This window comes from Micromonospora sp. NPDC092111 (assembly GCF_044755745.1).
Classification (GTDB): Bacteria; Actinomycetota; Actinomycetes; order Mycobacteriales; family Micromonosporaceae; genus Micromonospora.
Window position 1 is genome coordinate 77,802 of record NZ_JBIVRQ010000006.1, and the last position, 15,427, is coordinate 93,228.

A 15,427-nucleotide genomic window follows, 5' to 3' on the forward strand; every position below is an offset into this window, starting at 1 on the left:
ACCTCATCCGTCGCCCGCTCGGGCGTGGTCGATGCGCGCCGCGATGGCGCCTGCCCGCAAGGAGATGTCCCGATGTCGTTCACGAGCCTTTCCCAGTACGCCGGGGCCTATCTGTTCGCCCGGCTCCCGATGGCCCCCGAACCCGCTGGCGGCATCAACCCGGAGCCGGACGCGCCGGGTCAGCTGACCAACCTGGTGAACAAGCTGCTGGGTCTGATCGCCTGGGCGGGCACCGCCGCCGGGGTGGCCGGGGTGCTGATCACCGGCACGATGATGGCGGTCTCGGTGAAGCGGGGCGAGAGTTCCGAGCACATGTCCCGGCTCGGCCTCGTGCTCTGCGGCTGCATCCTGGTCGCCGTCGCGGGCCCGTTGGCGAACTTCTTCCTCGGTGGCGGTGGCGACACTCCCGCCCAGACGCAGTGACTGGCGGCGAGCGTCGGCGGTCCACGACGCAGCGGCCGTACTGGAGCGAGCGGAGCTGGATCCTCTCCGTCGCCTTCCTCGGTGGCATGGTGCTGCTGGCCGGGGTGCTCTGGCTGGCCCGGTCGGCCGGGGGCCCGGCGGCCGACCCCGTCGCCCGGACCGCCGTCGGGCAGGTGGCGCAGTGCCGGCCCGGCCCGGTGGTGGCGTCTGGGCCGGCGGTGCCGCCGGACGACGTGACGTGGCGGACCCTCGACGGCGGTGACCGGGTGCCGGTCTCCGCCGCGCAGGGCCCGTCCCGCACGGCCGACGGGGCGCTGAGCTGCTTCGCGCAGACCCCGATCGGCGCGGTGCTGGCGGCGCACGCCGTCCCCACCCAGTTGGCCGGGCCGAACTGGCGTGCCGTGGCGGACCGGCAGGTGCTGCCGGGGCCGGGACGCGACGTGCTGGTGGCCCGCCTCGACGCCGCCTCGGGCACCGTCACCAGTCGGGGCGGCGGCAGCTACGCCGGCTTCGCGGTCGTCCGGTACTCGGTCGAGGCGGCGCGGGTGCAGTTGCTCGTCAAGACCGGTGCCGGCGGCTACGTGGCGACCCTGGTCGACCTGCGCTGGGACGGTGGGGACTGGAAGGTCGCGCCGTCCCGGGCGGGTGCGGTGTACGCCTCGATCGGCGCGGTCACCGGTAGCGCCGGCTACACCCTCTGGAGGAAGTAGATGGGCGGGTGCTCACCTCCCAGTCCCCTCGACATCATCACCGGCTTCTTCTCGTTCCTCGGTGACCCGATCGGCACCCTGGTCCGGATGGTGGCCAACCTGATCCTCGCCGCGGCAATCTCGATCTTCGCCGAGCTGAGTGTCTCGGTGCCCACCCTCGGGGCCGGGGCGGGCACCGATCCGAACGACGTGACCAACCGGATCAGCGACCAGATCGAGTGGATCGTCACCTATCTCGCGATCGGGTCGGTGCTCTTCGCCGGCGCGCGGATGGCGATGGAACGCAAGGGCGATGCCGGCCGGACCGCGTTGCAGGGCTTCCTGCGGGTCATCCTGGTCGCCGGGGCCGGCTCCTACGTGGTGAGCCGCGCCGCCACCCTCTCCGACGACTTCTCCGACCATCTCCTCAGGTCGGCGGCGATGGAGATCGTGATGGGGGTGCCGTGCGTGGACAACGGCTCCACCATCGAGTCGATCCTGCTGCTGGTCCTGGCCTTCCTGCTGTTGATCGCGGCGATCGTGCACGTGCTGATGCTCTACCTCCGGCTGGGGGTGATGACCATCATGCTGGGCACCCTGCCGCTGGCCGCCGCCGCGTCGATGACGAACTGGGGGACCGGCTGGTGGCGCAAGCACATCGGGTGGACGGTGGCCTGGCTGCTCTACAAGCCCTCGGTCGGGCTGATCATGTTCTCCGGGGCCGCGATGATCTCGGCGGGGGAGCGTACCCAGGATTCGTCGCACATCCGGATCGCCGGCATCGGCGTCCTGTTGCTGTCGGCGATCGCGTTGCCGGCGCTGCTCAAGATCGTGGTGCCGGCCACGGCGGCGCTGGGCAACGGCAACCCGACCGGGACCGCCGTCTCCGCCGTGGGCGGCGCGGTCGCCTCCGGCGCGAAGCGGGTCGCCGGGTCCGCCCTCTCCCCGGGCGGTGGCGGCGGCAGCGCCCCGTCCGGAGCCCGGGGACCGGAGGGCCGCCGGGGCGACACCGGTGGGCGGGGAGCCGCCGGCAGTTCCGGCCGGGACGGCAGCTCGGGCCGGGACGGCAGCGCCGGCCGGGACGGCGGGGCAGGCCGGACCGGCGGCACCGGCAGCGGTGGTGGTGGCACCGCCGCCGCGAGTTCGGCGGCCCGCGCCGCCGGTCCGGCCGTGGCCGCGGTCGACGCCGCGCACCGGGCGGCCCGGGTCGGCCGGTCCATGGCCGCCGGCACGGTGGACGGCGCGGACGGCGACGCCGGCCACAACTGACGGGTGGGCGACGGCCGACCGGCAGCACCGGCCGGCCGTCGCCCGGTGAGGCAAGGGAGAGGCAATGTCGACGGAAGCTGTCATCGAACCGACGTACGGCAACTGGCGTCGACCCCGCCGGGCGGGACTGGGCCCGTTCGGGCTGGTCGGCACCGTGGGGGTGTTCGGCGGGCTGGTCGTGGTGCTGCTGGCGTCGCTGGCGTCGTTGCAGGCGGCGCTGGTGGTCGGCGTCCCGTTCGTGGTGGGACTGCTCCCGATGGCGGTACGCACCCCGGACGGCCGCAACCTCTACCAGCTCCTGACGCTGCGCATCGGGTGGTCCCGGCGGCGGTCCCGGGGCGAGCACCTGTACGTGTCGGGGCCGCTCTCACCCCGCCCCGAGGGCCGGTTCCAGCCGCCCGGACTGCTCAGCGGGGTGACCGCCCGGGAGGGACGGGACGCCTACGACCGGCCGTTCGGGGTGCTGCACCACCGCAGCCGCAACCTCTACACGATCGTGCTGCGCTGCGAGCCCGACGGCGGCTCGCTGGTCGACCCCGACCAGGTGGACACCTGGGTGGCGCTGTGGGGCGAGTGGCTGTCCCGGCTCGCCCACGAGCCGGGACTGCGCGGCGCGTCGGTGGTGGTGGAGACCGCCCCGGACCCGGGCACCCGGCTGGCGACCGAGGTGCTGCCCCGGCTCGACAACGCCGCCCCGGCCGCCGCCCGCGCGGTAATGGAGGAGGTGGTGCACGACTACCCGTCCGCCTCGTCGGAGATGAACTCGTACATCACCCTCACCTACGCCCCGGTCGGCGGCGCGCGGCGCGACCCCGACGACGTCGTCACCGACCTGTCCATCCGGGTGCCGAGCCTGCTGACCGGCCTGATCAGTGCCGGTGGCGGGGTCGCCGAGCCGCTCACCGCCGAGCAGATCGCCGAGGTGGTCCGGGTGGCGTACGACCCGGCCAGCGCGGCCGAGGTGCTCAGCGTCCGCGCCGAGCACGGGCACACCGGGTTGGAGTGGGCCGACTCCGGCCCGGTCGCCGCCGTGGAGACCGTCGACGCGTACCAGCACGACTCGGGGGTGTCCCGGACCTGGCTGCTCACCCTCGCGCCCCGGGGCACGGTCCGCGCCAGCGTGCTGCGGACCATGCTGGACGCCTCCGCCGGCACCCGCCGCAAGCGGGTCGCGCTGCTCTACCGGCCGATCGACCCGGCGACCTCCGCCCGGATCGTCGAGGGGGACCGCCGCACCGCCCAGTTCATGGCCACCTCCGGGCGCGGCATGGTGCAGGCCCGGGCCGTCGCCGAGGTACGCGCTGCCGAGCAGGCCGCCGCCGAGGAGGCCACCGGGGCCGGGCTGGTGGAGTTCTCGCTGATGCTCACCCTCACCGTCGACACCCGGGACCAGCTCGACGACGCGTCGGTGCTGGTCCGCAACATGACCGGGGCGACCCGGGTCGCGATGCGCCCGGCCCACCGGATGCAGGCGGCCGCGTTCAGTTGCACGCTGCCGGCCGGGATCCTGCCGTGGGAGCAGACCATGCTCCCGCACGAACTCCAGGAGGCGATGTGACCAGGGCAGACGGCCATGCGGGTGGCCTCGGGGCGGGCTGGCCGGCCGGCCACTCGGGGGTGCGGACCGCGTTGACGGGGCTCGCCGGCGACCCGGACGACGCGCCGCCCAAGCCGGCGAAGGCCGGCCGGCCGGCCCGACCCCGCCGCGCCTTTCCCGCCTCCGTACGGGGCTGGGAGGGCCCGGGTGGCGGCAAGGTCGGCTACCTCGACGCGCCGACGATGTGGCGGGCCACCACCGTGCAGGCGTGCGGGTTGTGGCCGTTCTCGGCCGGCTCGGGGGCCCCGATGTCCGGGGTGCCACTCGGCCAGCACCTCTTCACCGGGGCCACGGTCTGCGGTGACCCGATCTCCTGGTTCACCCGGGCCCGGTACATCTCCAACCCGTCGCTGTTCATGCTCGGCATGCCCGGCCTGGGCAAGTCGACCCTGATCAACCGGATGGCGGTGGGCCTGGCCGCGACGGGTGTGGTGCCGCTGGTGCTCGGCGACCTCAAACCGGACTACGCGGACACCGTCCGCGCGCTGGGTGGCCAGGTCATCCCGATCGGACGCGGGGTCGGTGGGATCAACGTGCTGGACCCGGGGGCGATGGGGCTGGCCGCCGAGCGCATCGGCGGCCGGGCCGGCCGGGCGCTGGCCGCCGAGACCCACGGCCGGGTGCTGAACATGGTGGCGGCGCTGCTGACCATCGTGCGCGGGCGGGCCCTGGACGACCACGAGCAGGCGGTGCTCTCGGCCTGCCTGCGGCACCTGCGGGAACACACTCCGGGCCACCGCGCCCCGCTCCTGCCCGACCTGCTGAGGGTGCTGGAGGAGGGGCCGGACCGGGTCCGCGCGGTGACCCTGGACCGGGGCCAGGAGACCCGCTACCGGGACGCGGTGGACCCGCTGCACCGCTCCCTGCTCGGCATCCTCGACGGCGCGCTCGGCGACACCTTCGGCTCGTCCACCTCCACCCGGATCGACCTGGACGCTCCCGCCGTCTGCATCGACATCTCCCGGATCGGCGAGTCGGACACCCAGCTCACCGCGGCGGCGATGCTCGCGGCCTGGTCCGACGGCCTCGGTACGGTGGCCGCCGCGCACGCCCTGGCCGACGCCGGGCTGGCCCCGCGCCGCTGGTTCTTCACCATCCTGGACGAGCTGTGGCGGCCACTGCGGGCCGCCTCCGGCATCGTCGACCGGATCGACGCGCTGACCCGACTCAACCGGTCGCTCGGTCTCGGCGACGCGAAGATCACCCACACCCTGAAGGACGCCGAGGCCCTGGGCACCGACGCCGACCGGGCCAAGGCCCGTGGCTTCGTCGAGCGGGCCGGGATCGTGGCCTGTGCCGGCCTGCCGGCGGCGGAGATGACCGACCTGGGCCGGGTGATCGGGCTGTCCAAACGGGAGAGCGAACTGGTCTCCTCCTGGTCGTCCCCGCCGGGCTGGGCGAGCACCGGCAGCAACGAGGAACCCCCCGGCCGGGGCCGGTTCCTGATCAAGGTGGGCGGTCGGCCGGGCATCCCGATCCGGGTCTCCATCACCGACACCGAACGCCGGCTGCACGACACCAACCAGCGTTGGGTGCAGAACGGGTACGCCGCCCAGCAGGCCGCCGAGCGGGCGGCGGCCCGGCAGGCGGCCTTCGAGGCCGAGGCGGAACTGGGCAACCTGACCACCCGGCCGGAGTACGCCCACCCGGCCGACGAGGCCGGGGCGGGCGGGCGGGGGTGGCGGGCGTGAGCCGGATGTCGTCGGGGCCACCTCGCGGGGCGGACCTGTTCTTCTGGGCGTTCTGCCTGGTGGTCCTCGCCAACACCGGGTTGTTCACGGTCGCCTGGCTGGGCGGCACGCTCGGTGCCGGGGTGACCGGGCACGGCTGGCGTCCACCGCCGTTCACGCTGGGCTCGTACCTGGCCGTGATCTCCGGCGACACCGGCGCGCTCTGGCCCGGGGCCTCCCCGTACGCGGTCTACGCCGGGATGCTGGTGGTGGCGCTGTCGGTCGTCGTGCCGGCCGTGCTCGTCGGACGCCGGCTGCTCGACCTGCGCGGCCGGAGCGTCGGGCTGGCCCGGCTGGGGGACCTGGCCGCCCTGGCGCCCGCCGGGATCGCGGCCCGCGCCCGCGAACTGCGCCCCTCGCTGGCCGGGATGAGGCACCTACCGCCGGACGAGACCGGCAACCTCCTCGGTGACCTCGCCCCGAACGGCCCGGAGCTGCGGTCCTCCTTCGAGGACGTGGAGCTGGACATGATGGCCCCCCGGGCCGGCAAGTCCACCGGCATCGCCATCCCCCGGGTGCTGCGCGCCCGGGGCGCGGTCCTGCTCACCTCCAACAAGTCCGACGTGTACGCGGTGACCCGGGCCGAGCGGGAACGCGTCGGCACGGTCTGGACCTTCGACCCGCAGGGCATCGCGCACACCCCCCGGGAGATGTGGTGGGACCTGCTCGCCGACTGCGTCACCATCGAGGGCGCCCGGCGGTTGGCCGGGCACTTCGTGGCCTCGGTCAACGACGACACCGCGAAGAAGGACTTCTGGATCTCGGCGGCGCAGAACACGCTGACCGCGCTCTTCCTGGCCGCCGCCCGGGGCCGGGCATCCGTCGCCGAGCTGCTCGGTTGGCTGGCCGACCCAGCCGACCGTACCCCGATCGACCTGCTGCGCGACGCGGGCCTGCCGGCGATGGCCGAGCAGTTGCAGGGCACCGTACGCGGCGCGGTGGAGACCCGGGACGGCATCTACGAGACGGCCCGGCAGTGCGTGGCGTGCCTGCTGGATCCGGAGATCCTCGCCTGGGTCTGCCCGGATCCGTGCCTGCCGCAGTTCCGGCCGGACCGGCACGTACTCGGCCGGGACACCCTCTACCTGCTCTCCAAGGACGGTGGCGGCTCGGCCGCCGGGGTGATCGCCGGGCTCGCCGACGCGACGCTGCGCGCCGGGGTGGTCGCCGCCGAGCGGATGGGTGGCCGGCTGGACCCGCCGATGACGGCGGTGCTGGACGAGGCGGCGAACGTGTGCCGGATCTCCGACCTGCCCGACCTCTATTCGCACCTCGGCTCCCGGGGGATCAACGTGGTCACCCTGTTGCAGAGCTACCGGCAGGGCTCCCGGGTCTGGGGCGAGGCCGGCATGGACGCGATGTGGGGTGCCGCCACCATCAAGCTGCTCGGTGCCGGCCTGGACGACGCCGACTTCGTGGAGAAGGTCTCCAAGCTGGTCGGCCAGCACGACGTGAGCACGGTGAGCGTCTCACGCGGTCGGGACGGTTCGTCCCGGTCCACCTCGTACCGGCAGGAGTCGGTGCTGCCGCCGGACCGGATCCGGGCCCTGCCGAAGGGGACCGCCCTGCTGCTGGCCACCGGCACCCGCCCGGCGGTGATCAAGCTGCGCCCCTGGTACCAGGAGCCGGACGCCGGACGGATCTCGGCGCAGGCCCGGCAGGAGGTCGCGGCGATCACCGATCGGGCCGCCCGCAGGGCGGGGCGGTGAGACGACGGCGTCGCCTCACTGGGCGCGGGCGTAGACCGAAACGTGCATCTCGCGTCCCGTGTAGGGCTGCTTGTGCCACCCGCCCCACCGGTCCACCAGGCGCAGGCCGGCCAGCCTGGCCATGAGGTCGAGCTCCGACGGCCAGGCGAGCCGGCACGAGATCGGTCCGAAACGGATGCCGTCCGTCCCGATCCGCACGTGGTTCTCGTCGAGGATCTGCGTCACCGGGTGGTAGGTGCAGATGTCGAGAGTGACGGCCGACGCGTCCACCCGCTCGGGTCGCGCGTACGACTCGCTGGGCAGCCAGGCGGAGGGCACCGCCGCCTCGATGACGAACACGCCGTCGTCTTCGAGATGCCGCGCCGCGTTCTCGAAACAGGCGACCTGACCGTCCTGCGTCAGGATGTTGAAGATGGTGTTGTAGACGAGGTAGACGAGCCCGTACGTGCGGCCGGTGTGGCTGGTCGTCATATCACCGGTCCACACGTCCATGCCTCGACCGAGCGGCTTGCGGCGCAGCACCTCGATCATCGCCTCGGACAACTCGATGCCGTCGACGGGTGTGCCGCGGGTGGCCAACGGCACGGCGATGCGTCCAGTCCCGATGGCGAACTCCAGCGCGCGTCGCCCTGCCGCCAGGTCCGCGAGGAAGGCGCTTGCCGCCTCCTCATCCCCGCGGCGGGTCTCGTCGTAGCGAGCCGCGACGTCGGCACCGAAACTGCCCTCGGGCGTGAACCCCCGCATCCGCCACCTCCGCTGCCACCGCACGGGACCGGCTCGGCCCACGTCGAGACGGAGTATGCCGCCACGGTGGTCGTCGCGCGACCACATTAACGACGCACGTGAGTACGTCCACCGCCGACACGTCCGCACCCGCACCGAGGCAGGCCGTTGGTGACGAGCCGATGGAGTGCTCGGTGCGCGCCTTGTCGCTGATGCCGCCGATATTCGCCCGGAGCGCGCGGCGGACGCCTCGACCTCGGCACCGGGTACGTACGGGCCCCGTCGCGGGGACGTGCCGGGGCCCGCACGCCGATCAGCAGTACAGGTTGCCTCCGGCGGGCACACCGAGAATGCCCACGAACTGCTGGTACCTGGTGACGCGGCTCTGCACCTGAGCGGGATTCCCGCCATTGCACTCGATCGAGCCGTTGATGCTGCGGATGGTCTCGCCGAACCCGGCGCTGTTGACCATCGCGTTGTGCGGGGTCATGGTGCCCGGCCCATTCTGCGTCATCCAATACCAGATGGCGGTCTTCCAGGCCACCGCGGCATCATTCTGCACCAGCCACGGATTGGTCAGCAGAGGCAGACCGAGGGCGTTTCCGGCGGCGTTGTAGTTGAAGTTCCAACTTAGCTGGATCGGCCCGCGTCCGTAGTATGCGGCCTGCCCGGCAGGGCAGCCGTAGGGCTGGCCGTAGTCGCAGTAGTGCGGGTAGTTGGCGGTGTTCTGCTCCACGATGTACACGAGTCCACCGGTCTCGTGATACACGTTCGCCAGGAAGGCCGCGGCTTCCTGACGCTGGATGGTGGCGCTGCCGGACTTGGTGAATGCCGGGTAGGCGCTGAGGGCGGCGACGAGTCCCGAGTAGGTGTAGAAGGAATTGCGGCCCGGGAACATCTGGTTGAACTGTGCCTCGCCGACGACGAAGCCGCCGGGGTCGGTCGGGGGCGGGCTGGTGGGCGGTTGGCCGCCGCAGGTGTATGGCTCCCAGTACCAGGTGCTGATGATGGGGTCGTAGCCCGGGTTGTCGTGCTCGGCGATGTAGTACAGGCCGTCGGTGTACCGCACGATGGACCCGGCGGCATACCAGGTGCCGGCGACCCAGTTCGGGTAGTTGCAGCTCCCCCCGGGCGGCGGTGTGCTGCCGCCTCCGCAGGCGCCCAGGTCCTGCCAGACGCCGGTGGTGCCCGGCGGTGCCTCGTTCTGGGTCCACCACTTCGCCTGGTAGTTGCGCCCGCCGTAGGAGATCTGGGCACCTCCCGTGTATACGGCTGCGGCCTGCCACGGTGCCGCGCAGGCCGCAGCCGATGCCGCAGTCGACGGGATGATTGCCGCCAGTCCGCTGGTGACAACTACTGCCGCGAGCGCGACCAGGGCGCGCAGTCTCGACATGTGACCAACTCCTTCCTTGATACCTGGGCCGATGATCGGGGCTGGGCATCGACCGTTGTCACTGTAACACCTTCTGTTCACAATCTTTACTATTGCGGTGAGAGTGAGGCCGGCGGCGTGGGCCCCGATCCCCGTCGACGGACCGATCCTCGACGCGCTCTGGGTGTGCGGCGCGGTGCATCCGTGGCCGGCCAGTACGACGGCCCGGGCTGGACGGCGGCGTCCGTCCCGTGGCGAACGCCGGCCCGGGGTCCCTTGTGGACGTGCCCGCGCAGTTGATGATCTAATTCAAACCTGGTTCGCCCGATGTAGCCGGGAATGCCGGACTACGTGCAGAAGGAGTGTTCATGCCCGTCACCGCCGACCTCACCAAGCTGGTCGACAAGGCATACCAGGACAAGACCCTCACCGAGCTGGTCGACGCCCCGGTGTCCGCCCTCGCCGGGGTCAGCGACGGTGGTGCCAAGCTCCTCAAGGAGGCGCTCGGCATCGTCACCATTGGTGACCTCGGCCGCAACCCGTACTTCCGCACCGCCGCCGCCCTGGTCACCCTGGCCAAGTAACACGCCCTCCCAGGCAATGCCCGGACGGCCAGGTTCCGTGGCCGCCCGGGCATCCGCCTGTGCGTACACCCTCTCCGGCGCGGTGGGGCACCACCCGCTGACCCCGACGGCACCTGCTACGTCGGCAGCGGCAGGGACGACCGGCCCCACGAACATCCGCGACCTGCGATGGAGACTCGTCCGGCAGGGCCGCTCCGCTCGCCCTCCCTGGCGGAAAGCCGGACGGTCTGGCGACGACGGCCCGACGAGACGATCCGCTAGTTTTGCCGGTCAGCGTCCCCGATACTCACCCCGTGATCAACAAAGACCCTCACGCCGCACGGCTGACTCGCGTTCCCCACCCCTGCGACAGTCCGGCGCTGCCCATCTACATGGTCATCTTCTTCGTCTTCGGTCTCGCCGGATTCGCCACCCACGGGCTGGCTGACGGCAAGGAGGCACTCGTCATCGCGAGCATCGTCTCGGTGGTGTTCTTCATCTGCTTCCTGATCCTCTTCGCGATCTACTGGACCGGATACCTGCTGAAGGGACACGCCACCTGGCACGCCGACCGCCAGGCTGAGCCCGACGAGCCAACCACGGGCCAATAGGTCGGAGGCCAGGCGGTCACGGGCGGGAATCCATGCCGCGACCGCCCCCTTGCGCAAAGGACGCTCACTCCGTTCAGCTACCAGCGCCACCGCAGCACGCGGCGAACCCCCACGAATCGCTGCATGCGTAGCTGTCCGTGCGGCCCGCCCATGCCCGCTGACACGGGCGCTCGGATGCCTTCGAGAGTTCCTCACGGCGGGAGCTCAGCCGATGGAGGCGCTGGTGGCCGAGCGCCGCCCCGACCGGCCGGTACGGCCGAGGTCGGGGCGGTTGTGCATCTGCCGGCCACCGCCATCGAGGAGGGCCGGAACCCGTCCTCGATGAGCGGCACCTGGCCGACAGCTCCTATCGTCTGCCGCCGGCCTGACGGCCCGGCCTCACTTCAGGTGCCGGGCGAAGAACCGGTTCCCGGCGTCCCCCTCGAACTGCGGGACGCCGGTGTGCCCGCCCATATTGGCGTGCAGTGTCTTCTCCTTGGAGCCGAAGGCGTCGAACAGGTCCAGGGCCAACTGCCGGTCGTTTCCTTCGTCGTCCCACTGCAGCAGGACCTGCAGCGGAATGGTGACCTGCCGGGCCTCCTCGAACATGGTGCGGGGCACGAAGCTCCCGGCGAACAGAAGGGCAGCCGAGATGCGCGGCTCGACCACCGCCAACCGGACGCCGATGGCGATCACCCCTCCCGCGAACCCGACCGGGCCGCCGATTCCGGGCAGCGAAAGGAGGGCGTCCAGGGCGGCCCGCCATTCGGGGACCGCCTGCTCGACCAGGGGAAGGACGAGCCGGTCGACGATCTCGTCGTCGACCGGCTCGCCGGCCGCCAGTGCCCGGCGCAGGTCGGCGCGGGCCTCCTCGGCGGCGGCGGAACGGGGCCGGTCACCGCTCCCGGGGAGTTCGATGGTGGCCGCGGCGTAGCCCTCGGCCACGGATTGCCGGGCCCGGGCCACCAGGCGGGGGTACATCCCGTGCAGTCCGCCGGGGTGGCCGAGCAGGATCAGCGGGGCCGGTGCGGTTGCGGATCCGGGCGTCCACAGGATGCCGGGGATCTCGCCGAGGGTGAATTCGCGTTCGAGGACGCCGTCGTCGAGGCGCTGTTCAGCGGTGAATTCCATGGTCGTGCCTTTCGGGAGTGCTCGTGAACGGCGCTCCCGGACGACCTATCGCCCGACCGTGACCCCGGAGGGGAGCACCCATGTCGAAACGTTCACGGGTACCACCTCCTCGTTCTCTCGCACGGCCGCCGGAAAAGTAGCAGTGGTGGCCGTGATCCGCCAAACGGGTTTCCTGCGGAGGCTCGGTGACCGGATGTCGCGGACAGACCGCACCGCGGTTACGGTGCGACGTGGGGGTGAGACCGAAGGCATCGACCTCACCCTCACCTTCCTGCCCGCCAAGCGAGAGCAGGCACAGCGACCCGGCTGGTGGTGGCGAGGCCCCTCTCGGCCCGAGGTGAATCCTTCGGCCACAGCGGAGGGCATCAGCACGGATGGCCGCCTTCGTGGCCGTACGTGCGCAGGCGTCCCGTGCGTGAACCAGGTCAGGCTGCCGGCGTCCGCACCGTAGCGGCGACGATTGTGCCCTCGCGGGCGGCGCGCCGGGCGTGCTCGTCGAAATCGGGTGCCGTGCAGATGAACAGGGTCCGTCCGGTCTCGCCTCCGAGGGCGCAGGCGTACGCGTTCGCGCCTGGCCGGATCTCGTCGGTGATCTGCCCGCCCTCGACGACCCGGATCACACGTCCGCCGATGGCGTCAGCCACCCACAGCCCTCCGTCGGCGTCCAGGCACGAGCCGTCCGGGGCGACGTCGAGTTGGTCCAGCGCACCGGCGACCGCACGGTCGGTGGGAACCGGTCCGAACCGGGCCCACACCCGCTGGTTGGTGAGCTGACCATCCTCGGTGAGATCGAACGCGGTGATCCGATTGCCGAAGGTCTCATTGACCAGCACGACGCCGCCCGCAGTGAGGGCGATGGCGTTCGGGAACCAGAGACCGGAGGCTATTTCGGTCACCGTGCCGTCGGGATCGGCGCGATGAAGGGCCGCCGTTTCGAGCGGCGCCCCGTTCATCAGGTCGAACCCGAAGTTGCCGACATAGGCGCGGCCTTCGGCGTCCACCGACATGTCGTTGAGATGGCCGGTCGCGTGCTGACCCAGGTCAGCGTGAGCGACAAGACGTCCATCGGCCTCGCGGCGCAGGATCCGCCGGTCATGCATGGACACGACGAGCAGCCGCCCGTCCGGCAGCCAGCCGATGCCGGACGGCTGCTGCTCCACGACGGCTTCGACCCGGCGATCGGTGCCGTCCTCACGAAAGGACATCACCCGGCCGGTGTAGAAGTCGGAGAACCAGAGCCGGCCGTCATGCCAGCGAGGCGCTTCGGTGAACGTGAATCCGTCGAGGATGGTGGTGACACGGTGCGACATTCTCAGGCCCTCCTCAGGCGGCGGACCCCCGATGATCGACCGGAACACCCTCTCCCGCAACCACCCGGTCCCCGACCGCTCTCCCGATCCACGTGACGGCTCGTCGCTCGGCCACTGCACCGCCGCCATGGTGGGCCGCAGCCTATCCGGTGCCCGAGCCTTCCTGTCGAAACCGCGATACCCATGGTGCTTCACCTTCGGGAAATGGTGCGCGCTGATACAGCGAACCACCGGGGTTCTGTCGATTCAGCATCCGGGCCGGGTGAGGACCAAGGGGTCGTCCTCACCCGGCCCGGGTTCCGCCGCGACGGCGGCGGCCGGACGGCTGAGCTATGAGGGAATGGCACCGATCTGCTGCTTGATGGTCATCCGGTCCGGCGACACCCAGAACTCGGCGATCTTGCCATCCGCGACGCGCATGACGCCGATCCCGACCGCGGACACCTGCCGCCCGGTGGCCGGCACGCCCATCAGTTCCCCGTCGTGGGTGCCCTCATAGCGGCAACGCAGCGCCACGAGGTCACCGTCGGCGATCAGCTCATCGAGCGGGTGCCGCAGGTCGGTCATGCCGGCGAAGAACGCGTCGCCGAACGCTTTCACCCCGTCGATGTCCAATGTCGGCAGTCCAGCCGGGTGGAACCGGAAGTCCTCCGTGCACAGGTGCACCGGGGTGGTCCGACCGCGGTCGAGCTCCTCGAAGTAGTTGCGGACGATCTGCTTGTTCTCCTCGGCCATCGGGGCGCTCCTCTCACTTGGCCTGGTCGAGCTGCACCGCGTCGGGTCCGGCGGGGAAGCGGAGCTGGCCGGTCGTGTCGTGCACGGCACGCCACACCGTCTCGGCGACCTCGCTCTCCCGCGTGAACAGGTCCTGATCGACGAACCGGCCGAGGGTCCGCTTCGCGAACGGCTCGTAGACCGCTGGGACCAACTGGTCCAGCGGGCCGGTCAGGTCGGTGTTGCCGGTCGCCTTGGCAGCGAAGCTGGTCGTCAGGCAGGTGCCCGGCTCGACGGTCTTGGCGCGTACGCCGAACTCGGCGAGCTCGAGGGCGAGCGACGCGGTGAAACCCTCGATGGCGGTCTTGCTGGCCTTGTACACGGCCGAGAGCGGCATGTGCCCGAGCACGACGCTGGAGGTCACGTTGACCACGACGCCGGCGCCGCGCTCACGGAACTGGGTCAGCACCGCCTGAGTGGTGGCCATGACGCCGAAGGTGTTGGTCTCGAAGACCTCCCGCACCCGGCTCATGGGGGTGCCTTCGTACACGCCGATCAGCCCGATGCCGGCGTTGTTGACCAGGGCGTCGATGGGGCCCGCCGCAGCGAACGCGGCAGCGATGGAGTCGGGGTCGGTGACATCGAGTTGGAGGATGCGGAGCCGGTCGGACTCGGGCAGGACATCCGCGCGGGGTGTCCGCATGGTGGCGATGACGGTCCACCCTTGCGCGAGGAAGAGCCGTGCGGTCTCCCGTCCGTAGCCGGACGAGGCGCCGGTGATCAGTACGGTGTTCATGGTGGAGAGAGACTCCTGTCGATCGTTCGGAGGTGTGCCGAACCCACTGTGCGTAGTGACCGATGCGAGCCACATCTGTCATCTGACTCCCCAGGTCGAGTCAATTCGAGCGCCCATGACTTAAGTCCGGCCCGGCACCGCGCGGCCCAGGGCATCCGCAGCACGGTGCAGCGCCGTCCAGTGGCGACCCGTCATGATCTCGCCCTCTGTCTCGTCAACCCAGTACGGCCAGTCTCGCTCCGGCTGGTCGCGTGGTCAGCTCACCGCCCGCGTTCAGCGCGCCATCGACGTGCTGGGCAATCTGCGGGCCTGGCTTCTTCACACCGGTCCCGGCTCGTGCAGGCAAGAACCGCCGCCAATTGGCGTTGCATTGACCAACGCCGGGTGCACAGTCGACCACAGCGGACGACTCGACGTGGCGTCATATCTGCTGTGACGCCTGGCATTGATGGTCAGCAGTGGAAAGTGCGGATTCCTCTCCGGCGGTCTCGGGCACCCGTCTCGGTGCGGCGGCGAGAAGATTATTTCCGTAAACGCGCTTCATGCATTTTAGGGGGAGGGTGGAGCCCTGGGGTCTGCGATTAGCTACGTGCGGCCAGTCGGGTCCTGGCGGATGCCTCCAGATGACTCCACCACGTCGTGGTTACACCCGGGGGGACTCGGTGGCCTGATCGGACGGAGGTGGTCGTTGCTGGAGCAGTTTCCCCTGGACCGACCAGCAAAACCGCTGGTCAAGACGTGTTTATCGATCTGTTACCAAGGGTGGGCTTCGCAGCCACCGCGGCACCTCTACGGTTCCACTCAGAACACC

14 protein-coding genes are annotated in these 15,427 nt (G+C 71.2%); 8 read left to right on the forward strand and 6 right to left on the reverse strand.

The features are described from left to right. Nucleotides 1-72: 72 nt before the first annotated feature. The 6 genes from ACIQG9_RS14700 to ACIQG9_RS14725 all read left to right on the forward strand — a co-directional run bounded on the left by ACIQG9_RS14700 (nucleotide 73) and on the right by ACIQG9_RS14725 (nucleotide 7,417). Nucleotides 73-423 carry a hypothetical protein gene (locus ACIQG9_RS14700; RefSeq protein WP_400401867.1) on the forward strand — a complete coding sequence of 117 codons (351 nt, stop codon included), beginning with the start codon at nucleotides 73-75 and terminating at the stop codon, nucleotides 421-423. Beyond that, nucleotides 420-1,133, forward strand: coding sequence for a hypothetical protein (locus ACIQG9_RS14705; protein ID WP_400401870.1), 714 nt, complete (start codon nucleotides 420-422; stop codon nucleotides 1,131-1,133). Before ACIQG9_RS14700 ends, ACIQG9_RS14705 begins: the two co-directional genes overlap by 4 nt. Then, nucleotides 1,134-2,381, forward strand: coding sequence for a hypothetical protein (locus ACIQG9_RS14710; protein WP_400401873.1), 1,248 nt, complete (start codon nucleotides 1,134-1,136; stop codon nucleotides 2,379-2,381). 64 nt (nucleotides 2,382-2,445) lie between these two features. Beyond that, nucleotides 2,446-3,939 carry an SCO6880 family protein gene (locus tag ACIQG9_RS14715; RefSeq protein ID WP_400401875.1) on the forward strand — a complete coding sequence of 498 codons (1,494 nt, stop codon included), beginning with the start codon at nucleotides 2,446-2,448 and terminating at the stop codon, nucleotides 3,937-3,939. Then, nucleotides 3,936-5,669 carry an ATP/GTP-binding protein gene (locus ACIQG9_RS14720; protein WP_400401878.1) on the forward strand — a complete coding sequence of 578 codons (1,734 nt, stop codon included), beginning with the start codon at nucleotides 3,936-3,938 and terminating at the stop codon, nucleotides 5,667-5,669. Before ACIQG9_RS14715 ends, ACIQG9_RS14720 begins: the two co-directional genes overlap by 4 nt. A gap of 5 nt (nucleotides 5,670-5,674) precedes the next feature. Beyond that, entirely contained in the window at nucleotides 5,675-7,417 is a 1,743-nt protein-coding gene (locus tag ACIQG9_RS14725) for a type IV secretory system conjugative DNA transfer family protein (protein ID WP_400402448.1), read from the forward strand. A gap of 15 nt (nucleotides 7,418-7,432) precedes the next feature. Here ACIQG9_RS14725 and ACIQG9_RS14730 read toward each other — a convergent pair whose 3' ends face one another. Together ACIQG9_RS14730 and ACIQG9_RS14735 are read right to left on the reverse strand one after the other, a co-directional pair. Then, nucleotides 7,433-8,161: a class I SAM-dependent DNA methyltransferase gene (locus tag ACIQG9_RS14730; RefSeq protein WP_400401881.1), complete on the reverse strand. Its 729-nt coding sequence runs from the start codon at nucleotides 8,159-8,161 to the stop codon at nucleotides 7,433-7,435. 292 nt (nucleotides 8,162-8,453) lie between these two features. After that, entirely contained in the window at nucleotides 8,454-9,533 is a 1,080-nt protein-coding gene (locus tag ACIQG9_RS14735) for a glycoside hydrolase family 19 protein (protein ID WP_400401883.1), read from the reverse strand. A 347-nt stretch (nucleotides 9,534-9,880) separates the two neighbouring features. Between ACIQG9_RS14735 and ACIQG9_RS14740 the strand changes: the two genes are divergently transcribed. Beyond that, nucleotides 9,881-10,096: a hypothetical protein gene (locus tag ACIQG9_RS14740; RefSeq protein WP_400401885.1), complete on the forward strand. Its 216-nt coding sequence runs from the start codon at nucleotides 9,881-9,883 to the stop codon at nucleotides 10,094-10,096. A gap of 293 nt (nucleotides 10,097-10,389) precedes the next feature. After that, a complete protein-coding gene (locus tag ACIQG9_RS14745; RefSeq protein WP_400401888.1) occupies nucleotides 10,390-10,686 on the forward strand; it encodes a hypothetical protein in 297 nt (98 codons plus the stop codon). Between the two features lie 378 nt (nucleotides 10,687-11,064). On the opposite strand, the gene ACIQG9_RS14750 is transcribed toward ACIQG9_RS14745, so the two are convergent. From ACIQG9_RS14750 to ACIQG9_RS14765, 4 genes are all read right to left on the reverse strand, one after another. Beyond that, complete coding sequence (locus tag ACIQG9_RS14750; RefSeq protein WP_400401890.1) at nucleotides 11,065-11,796, reverse strand: alpha/beta hydrolase; 732 nt, start codon at nucleotides 11,794-11,796, stop codon at nucleotides 11,065-11,067. A gap of 425 nt (nucleotides 11,797-12,221) precedes the next feature. After that, nucleotides 12,222-13,106, reverse strand: a complete 885-nt coding sequence (locus ACIQG9_RS14755; RefSeq protein WP_400401892.1) for an SMP-30/gluconolactonase/LRE family protein — start codon at nucleotides 13,104-13,106, stop codon at nucleotides 12,222-12,224. Between the two features lie 330 nt (nucleotides 13,107-13,436). Then, complete coding sequence (locus tag ACIQG9_RS14760; protein ID WP_400401895.1) at nucleotides 13,437-13,841, reverse strand: ester cyclase; 405 nt, start codon at nucleotides 13,839-13,841, stop codon at nucleotides 13,437-13,439. Nucleotides 13,842-13,854: 13 nt separating this feature from the next. Next, nucleotides 13,855-14,616, reverse strand: a complete 762-nt coding sequence (locus ACIQG9_RS14765) for an SDR family oxidoreductase (RefSeq protein ID WP_400401898.1) — start codon at nucleotides 14,614-14,616, stop codon at nucleotides 13,855-13,857. Between the last annotated feature and the right edge of the window lie 811 nt (nucleotides 14,617-15,427).

What these genes read in the sequence shown, in the direction of transcription:
- ACIQG9_RS14710 (WP_400401873.1), top strand. Translation starts at nt 1,134, where the DNA reads ATGGGCGGGTGCTCACCTCCCAGTCCCCTCGACATCATCACCGGCTTC.
- ACIQG9_RS14740 (WP_400401885.1), top strand. Translation starts at nt 9,881, where the DNA reads ATGCCCGTCACCGCCGACCTCACCAAGCTGGTCGACAAGGCATACCAG.
- ACIQG9_RS14760 (WP_400401895.1), bottom strand. Translation starts at nt 13,841, where the DNA reads ATGGCCGAGGAGAACAAGCAGATCGTCCGCAACTACTTCGAGGAGCTC.
- ACIQG9_RS14735 (WP_400401883.1), bottom strand. Translation starts at nt 9,533, where the DNA reads ATGTCGAGACTGCGCGCCCTGGTCGCGCTCGCGGCAGTAGTTGTCACC.
- ACIQG9_RS14730 (WP_400401881.1), bottom strand. Translation starts at nt 8,161, where the DNA reads ATGCGGGGGTTCACGCCCGAGGGCAGTTTCGGTGCCGACGTCGCGGCT.
- ACIQG9_RS14765 (WP_400401898.1), bottom strand. Translation starts at nt 14,616, where the DNA reads ATGAACACCGTACTGATCACCGGCGCCTCGTCCGGCTACGGACGGGAG.
- ACIQG9_RS14755 (WP_400401892.1), bottom strand. Translation starts at nt 13,106, where the DNA reads ATGTCGCACCGTGTCACCACCATCCTCGACGGATTCACGTTCACCGAA.
- ACIQG9_RS14725 (WP_400402448.1), top strand. Translation starts at nt 5,675, where the DNA reads ATGTCGTCGGGGCCACCTCGCGGGGCGGACCTGTTCTTCTGGGCGTTC.
- ACIQG9_RS14750 (WP_400401890.1), bottom strand. Translation starts at nt 11,796, where the DNA reads ATGGAATTCACCGCTGAACAGCGCCTCGACGACGGCGTCCTCGAACGC.
- ACIQG9_RS14715 (WP_400401875.1), top strand. Translation starts at nt 2,446, where the DNA reads ATGTCGACGGAAGCTGTCATCGAACCGACGTACGGCAACTGGCGTCGA.
- ACIQG9_RS14700 (WP_400401867.1), top strand. Translation starts at nt 73, where the DNA reads ATGTCGTTCACGAGCCTTTCCCAGTACGCCGGGGCCTATCTGTTCGCC.